The following is an 18,488-nucleotide window of genomic DNA, read 5'->3' as shown; positions in this document are numbered from 1 at the left end:
CGGGGCGGAACGGGCTCAGGCACGAGAGTGAAAGTGAGAAGCGTTGTTGCGCATCGAAATGGCGCGTGGCGGGCTAAGTCAGGTAATTGATTCGCTTTTTTCATGCGAATCATGCGAGAGGCGCTTGACCTTCTGGCAGATTGGCGGAATCAGGACGATTCGAAACGTTAACCCGAACCCGCGTCGGCGGGAAATAACCGATGTGAGGTAGTGGTCACTGGACAGGCTGCGTGCCTGCCACAGATATCAGGGTTAATCTGGACTTAATGCATGTCGCCCAAAAGGGGAAACCGATTTTGGGGCAACGACATACACCTAACGACGAGTTGATGCAGTTACTGGCCCGGTGAAGCGCGTTTCATAAGAGCGCATCCGATTTGACTGGTCCGACAGCTTACGCGGCTTCGAAGTTCGGCCGCGAGGAGAAGATAAAGACTATGGCGACAAAGGAAAAGGAAGAGGTCGAAACCGAACGCGAAGGCGCCACCGATGGCCCTCTGCTCGACCTTTCCGATGATGCTGTCAAGAAGATGATCAAGGCCGCCAAGAAGCGCGGCTATGTCACCATGGACGAGCTGAATTCGGTGCTGCCCTCCGAGGAAGTGACCTCCGAGCAGATCGAAGACACGATGGCAATGCTGTCCGACATGGGCATCAACGTGGTCGAGGACGACGAGCAGGGCGAGGAGCCCGAGGCCGCCGACACCGCGGCTGATGCCGAGGAAGATGCCAACGAGCTGGCCGAGCAGACCGGTACCGCCGTTGCTGCAACCACCACCAAGAAAGAACCGACCGACCGCACCGACGATCCGGTGCGCATGTATCTGCGCGAGATGGGCTCGGTCGAGCTTCTGTCGCGCGAGGGCGAAATCGCCATCGCCAAGCGCATCGAGGCTGGCCGCGAGACGATGATCGCCGGCCTGTGCGAAAGCCCGCTGACCTTCCAGGCCATCATCATCTGGCGCGACGAGCTCAACGAATCCAAGATCCTGCTGCGCGAGATCATCGATCTCGAAGCCACCTATGCCGGCCCCGAGGCCAAGCAGGCGCCGGTGGTCGAGCGCATCGAGGAAGCCAAGGTCGAGGACAAGCCGCGCCGCTCGCGCGACGAGGAAGAAGACATCACCAATGTCGGCGCCGATACGCGCGGGCTGGTCGATGACGATGAGGAAGACGAGGACGAAGCCAGCCTGTCGCTGGCGGCGATGGAAGCGGAACTCCGTCCGCAGGTGATGGAGACGCTCGACGTCATCGCCGACACCTACAAGAAGCTGCGCAAGCTGCAGGACCAGCAGGTCGAGAACCGACTGGCCGCGGCCGGCACGCTGTCGCCCAGCCAGGATCGCCGGCTGAAGGAGCTGAAGGACCAACTGATCAAGGCGGTGAAGTCGCTGTCGCTCAACACGGCGCGCATCGAGGCGCTGGTCGAGCAGCTCTACGACATCAACAAGCGCCTGGTGCAGAACGAGGGCAAGCTGCTCAGGCTCGCCGAAAGCTACGGCGTGCGCCGCGAGGAGTTCCTCAAGGAATATCAGGGTTCGGAGCTTGACCCGAACTGGACGCGCTCGATCGGCAATCTGACCTCGCGCGGCTGGAAGGAATTCACCAAGAACGAGAAGGACGCGATCCGCGACCTGCGCGCCGAGATCCAGAACCTCGCCACCGAAACGGCGATCTCGATCCTGGAATTCCGCAAGATCGTCAACCAGGTGCAGAAGGGCGAGCGCGAAGCGGCGATCGCCAAGAAGGAAATGGTCGAGGCCAATCTGCGCCTCGTCATCTCCATCGCCAAGAAATACACCAATCGCGGCCTGCAGTTCCTCGACCTGATCCAGGAAGGCAATATCGGCCTGATGAAGGCGGTCGACAAATTCGAATACCGCCGCGGCTACAAGTTCTCGACCTACGCGACGTGGTGGATCCGGCAGGCGATCACGCGTTCGATCGCCGACCAGGCGCGCACCATCCGCATTCCGGTGCACATGATCGAGACGATCAACAAGATCGTGCGTACCTCGCGCCAGATGCTGCACGAGATCGGCCGCGAGCCGACGCCGGAAGAACTGGCCGAAAAGCTCGCCATGCCACTCGAAAAAGTGCGCAAGGTGCTGAAGATCGCCAAGGAGCCGATCTCACTCGAAACGCCGGTCGGCGACGAGGAGGATTCGCATCTGGGCGATTTCATCGAGGACAAGATGGCGATCCTGCCGATCGACGCGGCGATTCAGGCCAATCTGCGCGAAACCACCACGCGCGTGCTGGCCTCGCTGACGCCGCGCGAGGAGCGCGTGCTCAGAATGCGCTTCGGCATCGGCATGAACACCGACCATACGCTGGAAGAGGTCGGCCAGCAGTTCTCGGTCACCCGCGAGCGTATCCGCCAGATTGAAGCCAAGGCGCTGCGCAAGCTCAAGCACCCGAGCCGCTCGCGCAAGCTGCGCAGCTTCCTGGATAGCTGACACTTACCGATTGCAAAGAGATCAAGGGCGCCCATCGAGGCGCCCTTTTTCGTTTCAAGTGGTTCATAGAATTGCTCTACAAAGGCACGTTCAGCTTCGCGCCCTTGACGATGATGCCGCCCCGGTCGCCGATCTCGATCGAGCCATAACGTTGCCTGAAGCATTCAGGCAGCGGACGGTCGCCGGGGACCGACAGCCATAGGCGCAGCATATGGCGCCGCTTGTCCGGATCCGGCCAATCGCGAAAGCCCATGCGGTCGTGCAGCAGCGAATGATTGTAGACGAACTGCATGTCGCCGGGCCGAAGCCGCATCGACAGGTTTAATTTCGGGTCATTGGCAAGGCTGTCGAAGAGATCCAGAGCTTCGACATGCGCCGCGCTCAGCCGCATGGCATCCGGGAAGCGCTGCGCGCTGTCGATGTACTGGCGCTGATAGATGCCGGTCAGCAATCCCGCATGCCAGTTGAGGACCGGGATTTCGAAGTAGGGCTTTTCTCCTTCGGGTATCTCGCCGCGCCGGTCGGTGGCAATCGGATCAAACAGCAGGCGGACCAGATCGGGCCGTCTTTTGCGCATCTCGTTGTAGATCGTCACCGTGCTGACAAGCAGGGACTCGCCGCCTTGCATGGCATCCCTTAGGCAGAGCAGACCGACCACATCGGCGGAGTCGGTGTGAAATGTCTGGCGCTCCGACGTCTGGTAGATGCGTGTCGTGGCGTCCTTGGCGTTGGCGCCTATATCGCGGACATGGCCGAGGATATGACCCTGGGCATTCTGGGACCGTGCGCTTCCCAGATGCGCGCCGACCCCGCAGAAGATCGTTGCCGCCATTTGCGCGGAGTATCGCTCGACCGGGAGACCGCGAAGCACCTCGAAGCCGATGCCTGCGATGAGTTTTTCGCGAAGGGCGGCAAGATGGCCGGCAAGCTTGGGCAAGGGGAAATCAGCCTTGGTCAAATTGCCGATATCCTGCGACCGGGCGAGAAAGTCGGTTGCCGCCAGTTCCAACTCCGCGACGTCCCGCGGGTCCAATTCGACCAGCCAGTTTCGGGGATGCTTCGCCATGTCCTCGCCGGTCCATGCGGCAGGACTTTCGATCTTTCCTGGCGGTAGCTCGTTGGTCTGGCGCATGAAGCTCTCCCGCGGCTGGATCCGGTCACGGACATTGACCGCGCCTGAGATTGCCGCAATCGGGCGGGTTTTTGAACCGGCTTTTCTCGGCCTGCGTGGCGCTTGGTCAAGCTCGCCTTCATCCGGTGATCGGGGGCCGGTGCGATAGTCCTTGCACGATATTCGCCGTGGGAGGATAATTTCGCGTCGGATGCATTTTCTGGGCGACAACCCGGATGCCCGCCCCGGCGAAGCCGCCGTGCTCCGTGGCCCCGGAGGGAGGTGTGCCATGACAAGCTACATCGTGCTGATGAACTGGACGGAGCAGGGCGCCAGAAATGTGCGCGATTCACCGAAGCGGCTCGACGCCGCCAGGAAGCAGCTGGGAGACATGGGCGGATCGTTCAAGGCGTTCTACCTGACCATGGGCGAATACGACATGGTGGCGGTGGTCGAAGCGCCCGACGACGCGGTGCTGGCGCGTTTCTCGCTGATGCTGGCGGCGGCCGGGAATATCAGGACGCGGACGCTGAAGGCCTTTCCCGAATTCGCCTACCGCGAGATCATCGCCTCGCTCGGATAGAGCCGTGACGAAACAGCGCGTAAAGCGCGTCGCCATTTTTGGGTAACGTGCGCTAGGATGTAGCCATGTCCGAACCGCATTCCCATTCACATCTGTGGCCCGGCGTGCCGCTCGCGCTTGGCTCGGCCGTCTTGTTCGGGGCGACGCCGCCGCTCAGCAAGACGCTGCTCGAGGGCGTCAATCCCTTCATGCTGGCCGGGCTGCTCTATCTCGGTGCTGGTCTCGGCCTCGCTCTGTACCGCCTGCTCCGGGGCAGGCAGGCTGCAGCCGGGGAAGCGCAACTGACCGCCGGGGATTTTCCCTGGCTGGCGCTGGCAATCGGCATGGGAGGCGTTATCGCGCCGGTGCTGCTGATGTTCGGCTTGACCCTCAACACGGCGTCCAGTTCGGCGCTGCTGCTCAATCTGGAAGGGCTGGCGACGATGGCGATCGCCTGGCTCGTCTATCGCGAGAATGTCGACCGGCGTCTGCTTCTGGGCGCGTTTGCCATTCTGGCGGGCGCCGTTCTTCTGTCGTGGCAAGGCGAGGGCATCGCCTTCAACCGTGGCGCCCTGCTGGTGGCTGGGGCTTGTGTGGCCTGGGGGATCGACAACAATTTCACGCGCAGGATCTCGGCCACCGACCCGGTGGTGATCGCCATGCTCAAGGGGCTGGTCGCGGGTGTCGTCAATGTCGGGCTGGCGCTTGCCGGCGGGGCTTGGTTCCCTTCGGCGCCGGTCGTGGCAGTCATCGCGGCCGTCGGCTTCTTCGGCATAGGTGTCAGCCTGGTGATGTTCATCGTGGCGTTGCGTCATCTCGGCACCGCACGGACAGGCGCCTATTACTCGCTCGCCCCCTTTATCGGCGCGTTGCTGGCAATCGCCATATTGGGTGACGCCGTCACGCTCAAGCTGGCGGTCGCCGGGCTGCTGATGGGCGCCGGCCTGTGGCTGCATCTGTCGGAACGCCATGAGCACGAGCACGAGCACGAGGAACTGGAGCACGAGCACAGCCATGTGCATGACGAGCATCACCAGCACCGGCATGACGGGCCGGTGAGCGAACCGCATTCGCACTGGCACCGGCATGCGCCGATGCGCCACCGGCATCCGCATTATCCCGACCTGCACCATCGGCATGGCCACGGATAGATGCTGACCGTCTGGTACAACGCGCGCTGCCCGGTTTGCGATGCCGGCATTATCAGGCAGAAGCGGCGGTTGATCGAAGCGGTCAAGGTTGGGCGGATCGAGTTCCGTGACATCAATTTTGAACCGGCAGCGCTTGCCGGACATGGCGCGTCGCTTGACGACATCCGCCGCCGGCTGCACGCCACCGACGCGGCGGGCGGGCTGCTGGTCGGCGCCGACGTTGCCATCGCCGTGTGGAAGGTCACGCCCGGCGAGGGCTGGCTTGCGACTTTGTTCGGCAATCCGGTTGCCTTGCCGCTGACACGCTTTGCCTATGATCGTTTCGCCGACCTGCTCTATGCCTGGAACCGGCGCAAGGGTCGCTGGTAGCCGAATTTACCCAGCTCCATCGCCTGTAGCGACAAGGCCCGGATCGTAGCCGATCCCCTGGCGTCGCATTCAGATACATCGTAAGATATATCTTGACTCAGCCGCTTGACGCCGCTAATTAAGATATATCGTAAGATACAACTCAAGGAGCAATCAATGCACAATCAATTCGGGCACAATCATTTCGGCGAGCGCAGGTTCATGCACATGGCCGGCAAATTCGGTGGACGCGGCGGCGGGTCCGGCCCGTTCGGCCATGGTGGTCGTGGTGGTGGCCGCGGCGGCCCGGGAGACATGTTCCGCGCCGGGCGCATGCTGGCCGACGGTGACCTCAAGCTGATCACGCTGTCGCTGCTGGCCGAGGCGCCGCGTCACGGCTACGACATCATCAAGGCGCTGGAAGAGCGCACCAGCGGCATCTACAGCCCGAGCCCGGGCGTGGTCTATCCGACACTGACCTTCCTGGAAGAAGCCGGCTATGCCGCCTCCGCCGCGGACGGCAACAAGAAGGTGTTCTCGATCACCGAGGCGGGCCAGGCGCATCTTGCCGACAATCGCGAGATGATCGACGGCGTGCTCGAGCATCTCGAGCGCTTCGGCCGCAAGATGGCCAAGGCGCGCGACTGGTTCGGCTGGAACGACGAGCGCGAAGAGGGCGCTCGTCGCGGCGGCCGTGGGGATCGTTCGGAAGCGCGTGACGAATTCCGCGCTGCCCGCCATCGGCTGCGAGCGGCTCTCGGCGACTTCGTCGATGCCCCGGCTGACAAGCAGGCCGAGGCGATCGCCATCCTCGAAGCCGCCGCCGAGGCGCTGGAAGCGCTGTCGCACAAGTAAGCTCTTCCGCCACGGCCGGCGTAGCTCTTGCCCGCCCGCCCAAGGACCGATAGTGAAATTCATCCCGCGCCACGTTACATGGTGCGGGATGAATGCTGTTGGAGGAAGCCCGATGTCTTTTCTGAAGCGCCTTTTCGGTGGTGGTGGCGGCGGAGCCGAGGCGGGTGAGCCGAAGAGCACGGCGCCGGCCAAGCAGATCGAGCACAAGGGGTTCCTGATCAGCGCCACGCCCTACAAGACCGACGGCCAGTACCAGACCTGCGGCGTCGTCTCCAAGGAGATCGACGGCGTGGTGAAGGAACACAAATTCATCCGCGCTGACCGCTTCGCCGGACTTGACGACGCCGTCGACATCTCAATCAAGAAGGGCATCCAACTGGTCGACGAGCAGGGCGAGCGGATTTTCGGGTAGGGTGGTGCTGGCCGAGGCGACGACCGTCGTCCTTGCGCCGCGGTCATTTGCGCCGCCAGTTTCTCGAATGAGGGCAGTGGGCCGCAAGCAGAGGGTCTCGACCAATTGAGCGTAGCATTTGCCAAGGAGGAAAGCGCCGAGGCGGCATCGGAAACCATCCTGCCGGCTCGCCCTATCTCCGATCGGATCAACCTCGTCACGGAGGCGGGCCTCAAGATGCTGCAGGAGGAATTGGCTCGCGCTCAGCAGGCTCTCGAGGCCGCCAACGTGCTGGAAGATGTCAACGAGAGGAGACGGCAGTCAGCGGTTCCGGTTCGGGATATGCGCTATTATGCCGAGCGCGTCCGTACGGCCCAGCTCATGTCGGTGCCCACGTCCAATGAAGTGATCGCCTTCGGGCACAGCGTTACCTTCAAGCGTGATGATGGCCGCACGCAGACCTTCCGCATCGTCGGTGAGGATGAGGCCAACCCGTCTCAAGCTTCCATATCGCATGGTTCGCCGGTTGCCATCGCGCTGACCGGCAAAACCGTTGGCGACTTTGTCCAGCTGGGGCAGCGCGAACTTGAGATCCTGTCCATTTCCTAGTTGGACATCGGGTATGGTGCACGACCGGGGCGAGTGCCTGGAACCAATGACGGGCGAGACTGTTCAGTTGTAGCTTTGATACCACGCTGACGAGCCCAGCCGTTGGGCAAGTGGCCAGCTTGAGGAGTTCTCATCATGATGATTTCGTCCGGACTTCGTTCACTCGCGGTTGCCGCCATCGCCGCCGGGGCCGTCAGTGTCGCCAGCGCCGCGCATGCCGACAGCGGCACGATCCGCTTCGCCGTCTACAAGGCGGCATTCTTCATCGGTGGCTCCGGCGGCGAAGGCACGCTGACCTTCCATGGTCGCAGCTATCCCATCTCGGTCGGCGCCGTCTCGGGCGGCCTCGCCTTCGGAGTCTCCAAGACCTATTTCCACGGGACCGTGCGCCACATCAGGCGCGCCCGGGATGTCACGGGGGTCTACGGGGCGGCGGGCGGTGGCGGCGCGCTCGGCAAAGGGGCCCAGGTGATCGTCATGACCAATGACAAGGGCGCCCAGCTCGAACTCACAGGCAAGCAGGTAGGCCTGCAAGTCAACGCCGATCTCAGCGGTATGGCCATCACTGTGAAGTAAAGGGGTTCGTCAGTCCCTGAATGGGCTGGCAGCCGGCCTGAAAGGCCCCCGACATTGCTGCCGTTCGCATCGTGGAAGGTCGGCTTTGGATCAACCGACCTTCGTTCCTTCAATCACCACCCCTGTTTACCCTCTACGCCGCCTGCAACTCCCGGCGCGGTAGCGGCGGGAACGCAATCGCGATGCCAACCGCGCCGAGGCCGATGAGGGCCGAGCCGATGAACAGCCAGTGGTAGTTGGCGTAGGCATCGAACACCATGCCGCCGGCCAGCGGTCCCAGCGCCATGCCGAGGCTCGACAGCATGGTGGCGGCGCCGAACACGGTGCCCAGGATGCGTTGCCCGAAATATTCGCGCGCCAGCACCGCATAGAGTGGCATGACGCCGCCATAGGTGGCGCCGAAGATGACTGCCAGCATGTAGAACTGTTCGAGCCGGCTGATCGAGAGATAGGCGGCAATGACGATCGCCTGGATCGCCAGGCCCGCGATCAGCACCGGCTTGACGCCCACCCTGTCGGCCAGCACGCCGTAGAAAAGCCGGCCGCCGAGACCAGCCAGGCCCTCGACGCTGTAGATCGAGACCGCCGCCATGGGCGCGACGCCGCACAGCATGGCATAGCTGACCATATGGAAGATCGGCCCGGAATGCGCCGCGCAGCAGGCAAAGAACGTCAGTCCCAGCACGATGAATTGCGGTGAGCGCAGCGCCTGGCCGACCGTCAGGCCGGTGCCTTCGGCGGCCGACGCCGAGGCCGCATCCGCTGTAGCGGGCTTTGGCGGCTGGCGCACCAGCAGCACAGCCGGCAACAGCAGCACCCATGCGGTGATGCCGATGTCGAACATGGCGGTGCGCCAGTCATAGGCCGAGATCAGCCACCGGGCGAAGGGCGAGATCGTCATCGGCGCCACGCCCATGCCGGCCGAGACCAGCGAGACGGCTAGGCTGCGGTTGGTGTCGAACCAGCCGGTGGTCAGCGCGATCATCGGCGCGAAGAAGGCGCTGGCGGCGAGGCCGACCAGCACGCCATAGGTGATCTGGAAGTTCAGCAGCGAACCGGCGCGGCTGGCCAGCACCAACGCCAACCCGAGCAGCACAGCACCGATCGTGACGACGATGCGGGCGCCAAAACGGTCCGAAATGGCGCCCCAGGTAAAGCCGCCAAGGCCCATTACCAGGAAATTCAGCGTCATGGCGCTGGAAATGCCGGCGCGCGACCAGTTTGTGTCGATCGCCATCGGTTCGAGGAAGATCGCCAGCGAAAACATCGTTCCGATGGCGACACAGGACATCAGCGCGCCAGCGGCGACGATGACCCAACGATAGGAAAGGCTCATTCAAATCTCCCATGCCAGAGGGCAGCGCTGCGCGCTGCTTGCGTCCGGAGGACGCTGGCACCGAGGCCGATCCTACAATCCGGTTGCATTTTTTATCCAGTCCTGAAATGGCGCCGTTTTCGGTGACATGGTCTTTTTGGACGCATGTCGTTATCCCAAAACCGCTTCGCACTTTTGGGCGACATGCGTTAGATCGGCAGTTCCGAGGTGTATTTGATCGTCTGGCTGGGAACGTCGGTCTTGACGTTCTGCACGCCCTTGATGCGGCTGAGATGCTCCGACTGGAAGCGACGGTAGTCGTCGATGCCGGCGGCGACCACGCGCACCATGGCGTCGCAATCGCCGAGCATCAGGTAGCACTCCATCACCTGAGGCAGCTTGGCCACTTCGGTGGCGAAATGCTCGATCGTGTCCTCATCCTGCGTCTTCAGCCAGATGCGGGTGAAGAAGGTCAGGCCCTTGCCGATGCTGGCCGGGTTGAGCACGGCGACGTAGCGGTCGATGACACCAGCCTCCTCCAGCAGCTTCACGCGCCGCAGGCAAGGCGAGGGCGACAGCCCGACTTCATTGGCCAGATCATTGTTGGCCATGCGGCCGTCGCGTTGCAGCGCCCGCAGGATCCGCTTGTCGATCTCATCCAGCTTCATGGCTTGGAATTCCATCTATTCGGCAATTTGTGACATTCAATGCTAAAATTTGGTGAAACACAACAATCTTTGCAACCAAATTGCGAGCCGATATCGGTATCTTTGCCAGCGACATCAGTTGATTTCAAACGCAGGGAAGCGGCGGCCGCGAGGCCAGCCGATGGATGACCATGAGCATTTCACAGGCAGTCGAGGCGGCGGGCGATGGCTCGGGATCCGAGTTCCGCCGTGGCGTGGCGTCCTGCGCGCCGGTGCTGTTCGGCACCATCCCCTATGCGCTGGTGCTCGGCGCCCAGGCCACGCAGGTGGGCATGAGCACGGTCGAATTGTCCATGATGACAGGGCTGAACTTCGCCGGCGGCTCGGAATTCGCCGCGATCCAGTTGTGGACGTCGCCGCCGCACATCGTGCTCATCGTCGCCATCACCTTCCTGGTCAACAGCCGTCATCTGCTGATGGGAGCGGCACTGGCGCCGTTCCTGCGCGATCTGCCGAGGCGCAAGGTGTTTCCGGCGCTTTTCTTTATGTGTGACGAAAGCTGGGCGCTGGGCTTGGCCGATGCCAAACAGCGCGCCGCCGCCGGCATCACACTGGCCTTCAGCCCGCGCTACTATATGGGTGCGGCACTGGCGATGTATCTCACCTGGGTGGCCTTCACCACGCTGGGTGCCCTGCTCGGCCCCATGCTTGGCCATGTCGAGACCTATGGTTTCGACATGGCGTTCCCGGCCGTCTTCCTGGTGTTGATGCGCGGTATGTGGACGAGCATGGCCGCGGCGCGGCCCTGGCTGGTCAGCCTCGTCGTCGCGGCAATGGTCTATCTCTTCGTCCCGGGCGCCTGGTATGTCGCCGCCGGTGCTGTATCGGGGCTGGTCGCGGCCTGGCTGATGGCGGGTCATGCATGATAGACGCAGCGACCCTTCTCACCATCTTGCTGATGGCCGGCGTTACCTATCTCACGCGGATTGGCGGCTACGTCGTGCTGCGCAACCGCACGCTCAGCGCGCGTGCCACGGCGGTGATGGAGGCGGCGCCCGGATGCGTGCTGATCTCGGTCATCGCGCCGGCCTTCGTGTCGCGGAATCCGGCGGATCTTTTGGCGCTGGCCATCACCCTTGTCGCCGCGACACGGCTTTCCATGCTGCCGACGGTGCTGATCGGCGTCGGCGCTGCTGGCCTGCTGAGGCATGTCATCGGCTAGAACGAAAAAGGCAGGCGCGAACGCCCGCCTTTCGATGCGGATGACGATCAGCGCTTTACGCCGCCGCAGCGACGTCCCGGCTGGCCGCGACCACGGCATCGACCTTGGCGGTCGCCTTGGCGAGCGCTTCCGTCACCGCGTCAGGGCCCATGCCGACGCCTTCGATGCGGATGACGTCGACATCGGTCATGCCGAGGAAGCCGAGCACGCCGCGCAGGTAGGGAATGGCGTGATCGAACTGCACGGCAGCGCCTTCCGAATAGATGCCGCCGGAAGCCAGCACGATATAGACCTTCTTGCCGGTGACGAGGCCCTTGGGGCCGTTCTCGCCATAGGCAAAGCTCTTGCCGGAACGGGCGATGTGATCGACCCACGACTTCAGCGTCGAGGAGATGTTGAAGTTGATGAAGCCGGTGGCGAGGATCACCGTGTCGGCGACGAACAACTCGTCCAGCACGACATCGGAAACGCCGACGACTTCAGCCTGGCGCGGGGTGCGGGCTTCGGCCGGCGTGTAGATGCCAGTCGAATAGTCGGCGTCGATATGCGGCAGCGGGTTGGCAACGAGGTCGCGTACGACAAGCGTGTTTGACGGGTCAGCGGCAAGCAGCTTCTCGGCGAATTCGGTAGCGATGCGGGTCGAGTGCGAGGCAGCACCGCGCGGGCTCGAGGTGACGAGAAGAATGGACATAGCGGGTCTCTCCAGTGGAATTGAATTGTCCCGCCACATATGGGGCTATCGACCCATTCGATAAACTGGTATATTTTCTATACGATCCATCAACAAAATAGATACTGCAATGCAGCCCAACCCGACGCTGGACCAACTTCAGATCTTTGTGACGGTCGCCGAAGCCGGGAGTTTCTCGGCAGCCGGTCGCAAGCTCAACCGGGCGCAATCCGTCATCAGCTACGGCATCGCCAATCTCGAGGCGCAGCTCGGGCTGAAACTGTTCGAGCGCGAGGGCACGCGCGAGCCGCAACTGACGGAGATCGGCCGGGCGATGCTGGAGGATGCGCGCCGCATGGTCGGCGTGCTGCAGCGTATCCGCTCGCGCGTCGATGGCCACCATCAGGGGTTGGAGGCCGAAGTGGCGCTGTCGGTTGATGCAGCGCTGCCCTCGCCGGTGCTGGTGCGGGTGCTGAAGGCATTCGAGGCGCAGTTTCCCACCGTGATGCTGCGCCTGCACATCGGCTCGCTCGGACTGATCCCCGATCATGTCGTCAGCGGGCAGGCAGACCTCGGCATTGGCGGCCTGCTGGGCGAGGTCGACGTGCATCTCGTGCGTATCGGCTTCATGTCGATCGTGCTGGCTGCCGCCCCCGCACACCCGCTGGCGCGGCTGCCGAAGCCGGTGGCGATCGAGGATGCGCGCGAACACACGCAGCTTGTCGTCACCGACCAGTCGGAGCGTACCAAGGGGCGCGACTTTGGCGTCTTTGCCTACCGCACCTGGCGGCTGACGGACCTGCGCACCAAGCATACGCTGATGCGTGAGGGATTGGGCTGGGGCGGGCTGCCGCGCTGGCTGATTGCCGACGATCTGGCGAGCGGCCGGCTGGTGGAACTCGACCTCGAATCCTTCAGGGAGGTGAGTTCGCCCTTGTTTGCCATGCACCGCAACGATCGCAGCCCGAAGCCGGCGGCTGCCTGGCTGATCGACCAGTTCAAGCGCCAGCTCGGCTGCTTCAACGAGTTCGAACCGGGCGAGGTGCCTGAGGATGAGCCGGAGACAGCCCATCGATCAGCGCCATGAGCACGGCGCGATAATCCTGCGCTGAGGCGCCGGCCTCGATGGCCAGGGCGGCGCGGTCGAAGGCGGAGGCGAGCAGCGCGGTCAGCGCCTCCGCCGGCAACCTCGTCATCGTCTGCGCCCGCATTGCCGCGACCAGACCCTCGCGCAGCGAGCGGTTGCCGTGGCGGTTGTCGATCGCGTCCATGGCGGCGCGGCCAAGCACGGCCGGACCGTCGAGCAGCAACAGCCGCGTGCGGCCGGGCGCGCGCATGGCGGCGAGATAGGCGTCCGAACCGGCAATCAGTGCGTCGCGGGCAAACAGCGATGGCGGCGAGGCGCGCTCGATCTCCTCGGCGACCTCTGCCGCCTCCTGCTCGACCACGGCGGCGAACAGCGCCTGCTTGTCGGCAAAATGATGGTAGAGCGCGCCGCGCGTCACGCCGGCCGCGGCAACGATCTCCGGCGTTCCGGTCTCGGCATAGGATTTTTCGGTGAACAGCTTTCGCGCCGCGGCAATCAGGTCGGCGCGCGTCGCTTCGGTGCGGTCGCGGTTGGAACGGCGCGCGGAATCCTTTTGCATACATGCAGCCTGTATGTTAATTCAATCTACATGCAGACTGTATGTTGGTTGATGGGAGAAGGAAAGATGAAGACCACGAGCTATTATCCGGTGTTGATGACCGGCGACGTCGCCGGCACGGCGGCGTTCTATGTGAAGCATTTCCGCTTCCAGCCGCTGTTCGAAAGCGACTGGTACGTGCATCTGCAATCGGTGGAGACCAGAAGAGTCAATCTCGGCATCGTCCAGGGCGACCATGAGACCATTCCGGAAGAGGGGCGGGGCCGCACCGCGGGCCTGCTGATCAATTTTGAGGTTCGCGACCCGGACGCGGTCTATGAGCGGGTCGTCGCCGCCGGCCTGCCGATCCTGCGCTCTCTACGCGACGAACCCTTCGGCCAGCGCCATTTCATCACCAAAGACCCCAACGGGGTGCTGATCGACGTGATCAAGCCGATCCCGCCGAGCGAGGCGTTTCTGGCGCAGTATGCGGAGGGGGCGGCGGGAGCCTGAGCGCCAGCCTCAACTGGCCCTTGCCACCGGCGTCACCGTCACCTGGCTGACGCCGGTGCGGCGCACCACGGTGCACAGCGTCTCGCGGCCGATGCGTTCGGCATCGAGCAGGCGCACGAGGTCGTCGACGCCGGTGACCGGGCGCCCGTCGATGGCGGCGATGATGTCGCCCTCCTTGAGGCCCGCCTTGGCCGCCGGGCCATCCTTCTCGACGCTGCGCAGTCGCACCGCCGTGCTGGTCGACACTTGCGACAGGAGTGCTGCCCGGCGCGGCAAATTGGTGGTGTCGGCCGAGATGCCGATGAAAGCGCGGCGCACGCGGCCGAAGCGGATGATCTCCGAAATGACGAAATTGGCGGTGTTGGAGGCGACCGCGAAGGCGATGCCTTGCGCGCCATGGATCATGGCGGTGTTGACGCCGATGACCTCGCCGGCCGACGACACCAGCGGTCCACCGGAATTGCCGGGGTTCAATGCCGCATCGGTCTGGATGACGTCGTCGATCAGCCGGCCGGTAGAGGCGCGCATCGAGCGGCCCAGCGCCGAGACGACGCCGGAGGTGACGGTCCATTCGAAGCCCAGGGGGTTGCCGATGGCAATGGCGATCTGGCCGCGCCGCAGCCGCTTGGAATCGCCCAGCGGTGCGACATCGGCAAAGCTGCCATCGGCGCGCACCAGCGCGATGTCGGTGTCGGGGTCGCGGCCCAGCACGCGGCCTTCGCTGGACGACCCGTCCGGCATCGAGACGCGCACTGTCCTGGCGTCGCCGACGACATGGAAATTGGTGACGACCAGCCCGTCCGGCGCGATGACGAAGCCGGAGCCATGGCCGCCCTGACCGCCGACGCGCTCGATGCGGCAGACGGCAGGACCGATGCGGTCGACCGCGTCGGCAACCGTCGTCGAATAGGCATCGAGCAACGTGTCGTCGGCCAGTGTGTCATCGCTGTGGAATTTGGCGGCGGCGAGGGCCATAGCGGGCTCCGTGTGTTCAGGCTTGATCGTGACTATATGTGCGGAGCGGCCAGAACCGCCGCGACCTGACCAGATGGCCAGTCAAACCGGCAACTAGCCGTCAGGCGAGTACCTCCAAGCGCGCTGTCGAGCGATATCTGGGGCATGGATGAACCCAGGAGACCAATATGAGTGATTTCAATCTGAGTGCGTTTTCGCAAGCCATCGCCGATCTCGCCGCCAAGGCGGCGCCGGCAACGGCGAGTTTCGCCACGCATCATCACCGCACGGCAAGCGCCTTCCACTGGCGTGACGGCTATTTCGTCACCGCCGAGGAGGCCGTCGAGGCCGGAGAGGAGATCGAGCTGGTGCTGGCCTCGGGCGAGACGGTGAAGGCCGAACTGGTCGGCCGCGATCCGTCGACAGGCGTTGCCCTGCTGAAGCCGGCGGGGGCCGTCAGCGCCGCGCCGTTGGCCAAGGCCGATGCGGTACGGCCCGGCAATCTCGCCATTGCCATCGGCAACAGTGATGGTTCCGCTTTGGCCGTCTCAGGTTCGGTCGGCGAAGTCGGTCCGGCCTGGCGCTCGATGCGCGGCGGCACCATCGACCGGCGCATCAATCTTGCGGTCGGCGCCGGCGGCCGTTTCGAGGGCGGTCCGGTGCTCGATGCCAAGGGCGCGCTGATCGGCATGCTGTTGTTCGGACCGCGCCACAGGGCGCTGGTCATGCCTTACGAGACGATCGAGCGGGCGGTGGCGACCCTGCGTGAGAAAGGCCATGTCGCGCGCGGCTATCTCGGCGCCGGCCTGCATCCGGTGCGCGACCGCCACGCGCGGGGCGCGATGGTGATGAGCCTCGATGACGATGGTCCGGCCAAGGCCGCCGGTCTCTCGCTCGGCGACATCATCGTGGCGTGGAACGGCGAGGCCGTGCAGGGCCCGCGCGACCTGATCCGCAGGCTCGGACCCGACAGCGCCGGCGCTTTGGTGACGCTCGGCGTGGTGCGCGGCGGCGAACAGCGCGATGTCGCGCTGACCATCGGCGAAAAGCCGCTAAGCTGAGGGGGTCGATGGACACGCTCACCAGCGACCGGATCATGCGTGACGGCGCCGCCTCGCGGCCGCTGGTGGTGCTGATTGCACTTGGCGATGCGGGGCGCGCCGAGCGCCTGGCGACCTCGCTTGCAGCCAGCGATGACCTGTTGCCGGTCGTGGCCGGCAGAGCCGACGTCGCCATCGTCGACGACAGCAGCGGTGATGCCGTGCCGGCCGCCATTCCACGGGTGCTGTTGTCGGGACGCGCCAATGGCGAGCGGCCCGCCGGTGAGGTGTTGGCCGTCATGCAAGCGGTCGCGGACGATTTGTTGATCGCCGCGGCGGCGCGGCTGGTTGCGGCCGGCTATCGCGTATCGGGCGATGGCAGAAGCGGGCGCCATGAGCATTTCCACGCCGGCGATGGCGAGCCTTTCGAGGACGAAGCCTCCGACGAACATGCCGTCCGGCCTTCGCTGTCGCCGCGCGAGGCGGAAGTGCTGGCGCTGCTGGCCGAGGGTGCGCCCAACAAGGTGATCGCGCGGCGGCTCAACATCTCCGTGCACACGGCGAAGTTCCACGTCGCAGCGATCCTGATCAAGCTCGGTGCCGCCAACCGGACCGACGCGATTGCCATTGCGATGCGGCAGGGGCTGGTGCTGGTCTAGTCATAAGCCCTACGCAGCGTAACTCGGTGTCCAGCGTGTCGGGTCTTGCGCTGTGGTCGCCTGCCGCGCAAAGGTTCGCGCCTGCTGTGTTGCAACGGAGGCGCAAGGAAATGTCGCTCAAGGGAAAGACGCTGTTCATCTCCGGCGGGTCGCGCGGCATCGGGCTGGCGATCGCGCTGCGTGCGGCACGCGACGGCGCCAATGTGACGATCGCGGCCAAGACCGCCGAGCCGCATCCAAAGTTGCCGGGCACGATCTATACGGCGGCTGAAGAGATCGAGCAGGCCGGCGGCAAGGCGCTGCCTGTGCTTTGCGACATCCGTGAGGAGGCACAGGTTGCCGAGGCGGTCGCAAAGACGGTCGAAAGATTCGGTGGCATCGACATCTGCGTCAACAATGCCAGCGCCATCCAGCTCACCGGCACGCTGGAGACCGACATGAAGCGCTACGATCTGATGCACCAGATCAATGCGCGGGGCACTTTCCTGGTGTCCAAAATGTGCATTCCGCACCTGAAGTTGGCGCAAAATGCTCACATCCTGAATCTGGCCCCGCCGCTCGACATGAAGGCCAAATGGTTCAAGAACCACGTCGCCTACACGATGGCCAAGTTCGGCATGTCGATGTGCACGCTGGGCATGAGCGCCGAGTTCGCCAAGGACGGCATTGCGGTCAATTCGCTGTGGCCGATTTCGACCATCGATACGGCGGCGGTGCGCAATCTGCTCGGCGGCGCGACGGTGGCGGCGATGAGCCGTTTGCCCGACATCATGGCCGATGCAGCGCATGCCATTTTCATGCGGCCGGCGCGCGAGGCATCAGGCAATTTCTACATCGACGAGGAGGTGCTGCGCGCCGAGGGCGTCAGCGATTTCTCGGTCTATGCGCCTGATGCGACCGGGCCTTTGGCCGGCGATTTTTTTGTCCCGGACGAGGTGTTTGCCAATTCGGGCACGAAGGTCAAAAGCATCTACTGACGGACATCACGCCCTGCCGGCGTTCGTCGCTCGAAAAGCCCGCTGCGCGGACCGCTTCTTACCTCCCCATATAGTGACGGGAGAAGGGAGTTGCCTTACGCCTCGTCCTTCTTGCCTTTGCTCAGGCCCATCAACCGGTCGATATAGGCAGCATGAGCGCCGAAACGACAAACGCGAGGTGGATGATGGTCAGCCACATCAACTGGTCGGTGGTGTAAGACGACGAGTTCAAGAACACCTGCAGCAGCGGATGGACGAGATGGCGACGATGGTCGAGGCGACTTTGACCTTCAGCGAACCGACATCGATGGTGCCCAGCCGGTGCACGCCGCCGTCCTGGTCGTCGAAGCGGCTGACGAAGTTCTCGTATCCCAAGATAATGACCATCACGGCCAGCGAGGCGACCAGTGCGGCAATGGTGTCGGTGTCGCCGAGCGTGAAGGCCACGGTGACGAACTCGTAGAGCTTCTTGCCGAAGGACAACGCATAGATGGCCAGCGCCACGCCCCAGCCCCCAGGTAGAACACGACGAGCAGCCAGCGCGAGGCGAGGATGATCGCTTCGATGGCGAGTTCGAGACGCTTCATGAAGTGGTTCCGCTCGGTTCTTTACCGGCAGCAAGTCGTATTCGGTCAGGTCGCCTCGGTTTGCAAGACAAAGTTCGCAAAGCAAAAAACCCCGCCGGAGGAGGGTCCGGCGGGGCTCAATGCGTCCCGCTGGAGTCGGGACGGGGCAGGGAACGCCCGGCATTGAATCTGGGATAGGTGCGCCTTCGATTCAATGAGCCCGGCTGCATACCGGCAC

The 18,488-nt window shown here is 63.9% G+C and carries 21 protein-coding genes and 1 pseudogene; 15 read left to right on the top strand and 7 right to left on the bottom strand.

From position 1 onward, the window contains the following. Window positions 1-437: 437 nt before the first annotated feature. Window positions 438-2,459: an RNA polymerase sigma factor RpoD gene (gene rpoD / locus ASD99_RS21980; protein ID WP_056595322.1), complete on the top strand. Its 2,022-nt coding sequence runs from the start codon at window positions 438-440 to the stop codon at window positions 2,457-2,459. A 76-nt stretch (window positions 2,460-2,535) separates the two neighbouring features. Here rpoD and ASD99_RS21975 read toward each other — a convergent pair whose 3' ends face one another. Further along, on the bottom strand, window positions 2,536-3,591 hold the full coding sequence (locus tag ASD99_RS21975) for a TauD/TfdA family dioxygenase (RefSeq protein WP_056595320.1): 1,056 nt from the start codon (window positions 3,589-3,591) through the stop codon (window positions 2,536-2,538). A 268-nt stretch (window positions 3,592-3,859) separates the two neighbouring features. Between ASD99_RS21975 and ASD99_RS21970 the strand changes: the two genes are divergently transcribed. The 7 genes from ASD99_RS21970 (at window position 3,860) to ASD99_RS21940 (ending at window position 8,062) form a co-directional block, all read left to right on the top strand. Further along, complete coding sequence (locus ASD99_RS21970; RefSeq protein WP_056595319.1) at window positions 3,860-4,153, top strand: GYD domain-containing protein; 294 nt, start codon at window positions 3,860-3,862, stop codon at window positions 4,151-4,153. A 65-nt stretch (window positions 4,154-4,218) separates the two neighbouring features. Further along, window positions 4,219-5,283 (top strand): DMT family transporter, encoded by a 1,065-nt coding sequence (locus tag ASD99_RS21965; protein ID WP_057144850.1) that lies wholly within the window; start codon window positions 4,219-4,221, stop codon window positions 5,281-5,283. Next, on the top strand, window positions 5,284-5,652 hold the full coding sequence (locus ASD99_RS21960) for a thiol-disulfide oxidoreductase DCC family protein (RefSeq protein WP_056595317.1): 369 nt from the start codon (window positions 5,284-5,286) through the stop codon (window positions 5,650-5,652). A 156-nt stretch (window positions 5,653-5,808) separates the two neighbouring features. After that, window positions 5,809-6,486, top strand: a complete 678-nt coding sequence (locus ASD99_RS21955) for a PadR family transcriptional regulator (RefSeq protein ID WP_056595315.1) — start codon at window positions 5,809-5,811, stop codon at window positions 6,484-6,486. A 112-nt stretch (window positions 6,487-6,598) separates the two neighbouring features. Beyond that, entirely contained in the window at window positions 6,599-6,898 is a 300-nt protein-coding gene (locus ASD99_RS21950; protein ID WP_056595313.1) for an HlyU family transcriptional regulator, read from the top strand. 105 nt (window positions 6,899-7,003) lie between these two features. After that, window positions 7,004-7,486, top strand: coding sequence for a transcription elongation factor GreA (gene greA, locus ASD99_RS21945; RefSeq protein WP_056595311.1), 483 nt, complete (start codon window positions 7,004-7,006; stop codon window positions 7,484-7,486). A gap of 135 nt (window positions 7,487-7,621) precedes the next feature. Further along, entirely contained in the window at window positions 7,622-8,062 is a 441-nt protein-coding gene (locus tag ASD99_RS21940) for a hypothetical protein (protein WP_056595310.1), read from the top strand. 133 nt (window positions 8,063-8,195) lie between these two features. On the opposite strand, the gene ASD99_RS21935 is transcribed toward ASD99_RS21940, so the two are convergent. Continuing rightward, window positions 8,196-9,398 (bottom strand): MFS transporter, encoded by a 1,203-nt coding sequence (locus ASD99_RS21935; RefSeq protein ID WP_057144849.1) that lies wholly within the window; start codon window positions 9,396-9,398, stop codon window positions 8,196-8,198. 188 nt (window positions 9,399-9,586) lie between these two features. After that, window positions 9,587-10,045, bottom strand: coding sequence for an Lrp/AsnC family transcriptional regulator (locus ASD99_RS21930; protein WP_013530158.1), 459 nt, complete (start codon window positions 10,043-10,045; stop codon window positions 9,587-9,589). A 170-nt stretch (window positions 10,046-10,215) separates the two neighbouring features. Here ASD99_RS21930 and ASD99_RS21925 point away from each other — a divergent pair, with 170 nt between their 5' ends. Next, entirely contained in the window at window positions 10,216-10,950 is a 735-nt protein-coding gene (locus ASD99_RS21925) for an AzlC family ABC transporter permease (protein ID WP_057144932.1), read from the top strand. Continuing rightward, the gene (locus tag ASD99_RS21920; RefSeq protein WP_056595304.1) at window positions 10,947-11,246 is read left to right on the top strand and encodes an AzlD family protein; all 300 of its coding nucleotides are present in this window, start codon (window positions 10,947-10,949) and stop codon (window positions 11,244-11,246) included. Before ASD99_RS21925 ends, ASD99_RS21920 begins: the two co-directional genes overlap by 4 nt. Before the next feature lie 55 nt (window positions 11,247-11,301). Here ASD99_RS21920 and ASD99_RS21915 read toward each other — a convergent pair whose 3' ends face one another. Further along, window positions 11,302-11,937, bottom strand: coding sequence for an FMN-dependent NADH-azoreductase (locus ASD99_RS21915; protein WP_057144848.1), 636 nt, complete (start codon window positions 11,935-11,937; stop codon window positions 11,302-11,304). Window positions 11,938-12,046: 109 nt separating this feature from the next. Here ASD99_RS21915 and ASD99_RS21910 point away from each other — a divergent pair, with 109 nt between their 5' ends. After that, window positions 12,047-13,003 carry a LysR family transcriptional regulator gene (locus ASD99_RS21910; protein ID WP_056595294.1) on the top strand — a complete coding sequence of 319 codons (957 nt, stop codon included), beginning with the start codon at window positions 12,047-12,049 and terminating at the stop codon, window positions 13,001-13,003. Here ASD99_RS21910 and ASD99_RS21905 read toward each other — a convergent pair. Continuing rightward, window positions 12,936-13,562, bottom strand: coding sequence for a TetR/AcrR family transcriptional regulator (locus ASD99_RS21905; RefSeq protein WP_057144847.1), 627 nt, complete (start codon window positions 13,560-13,562; stop codon window positions 12,936-12,938). The two genes, ASD99_RS21910 and ASD99_RS21905, sit on opposite strands and share 68 nt — an antisense overlap. Window positions 13,563-13,628: 66 nt before the next feature. Between ASD99_RS21905 and ASD99_RS21900 the strand changes: the two genes are divergently transcribed. Continuing rightward, window positions 13,629-14,054, top strand: a complete 426-nt coding sequence (locus ASD99_RS21900) for a VOC family protein (protein ID WP_057144931.1) — start codon at window positions 13,629-13,631, stop codon at window positions 14,052-14,054. 9 nt (window positions 14,055-14,063) lie between these two features. Here the strand turns inward: ASD99_RS21900 and ASD99_RS21895 are convergent, their stop codons facing one another. After that, the gene (locus ASD99_RS21895) at window positions 14,064-15,029 is read right to left on the bottom strand and encodes a S1C family serine protease (RefSeq protein WP_056595288.1); all 966 of its coding nucleotides are present in this window, start codon (window positions 15,027-15,029) and stop codon (window positions 14,064-14,066) included. Between the two features lie 167 nt (window positions 15,030-15,196). Between ASD99_RS21895 and ASD99_RS21890 the strand changes: the two genes are divergently transcribed. The 3 genes from ASD99_RS21890 to ASD99_RS21880 all read left to right on the top strand — a co-directional run bounded on the left by ASD99_RS21890 (window position 15,197) and on the right by ASD99_RS21880 (window position 17,684). Continuing rightward, window positions 15,197-16,069: a S1C family serine protease gene (locus tag ASD99_RS21890; protein WP_057144846.1), complete on the top strand. Its 873-nt coding sequence runs from the start codon at window positions 15,197-15,199 to the stop codon at window positions 16,067-16,069. Window positions 16,070-16,077: 8 nt separating this feature from the next. Beyond that, window positions 16,078-16,707, top strand: a complete 630-nt coding sequence (locus ASD99_RS34375; protein ID WP_057144845.1) for a helix-turn-helix transcriptional regulator — start codon at window positions 16,078-16,080, stop codon at window positions 16,705-16,707. Between the two features lie 110 nt (window positions 16,708-16,817). Continuing rightward, entirely contained in the window at window positions 16,818-17,684 is an 867-nt protein-coding gene (locus ASD99_RS21880) for an SDR family oxidoreductase (RefSeq protein WP_056595283.1), read from the top strand. A gap of 95 nt (window positions 17,685-17,779) precedes the next feature. Here the strand turns inward: ASD99_RS21880 and ASD99_RS32630 are convergent. Further along, window positions 17,780-18,271, bottom strand: a pseudogene (locus tag ASD99_RS32630) (YqhA family protein). Window positions 18,272-18,488: the final 217 nt, after the last annotated feature.

The sequence above is a fragment of the Mesorhizobium sp. Root695 genome (assembly GCF_001428185.1).
In the GTDB taxonomy this organism is placed as follows: Bacteria; Pseudomonadota; Alphaproteobacteria; order Rhizobiales; family Rhizobiaceae; genus Mesorhizobium.
Note: the sequence above shows the minus strand (reverse complement) of the source record. Positions and strands in the feature narration are given on the sequence as shown.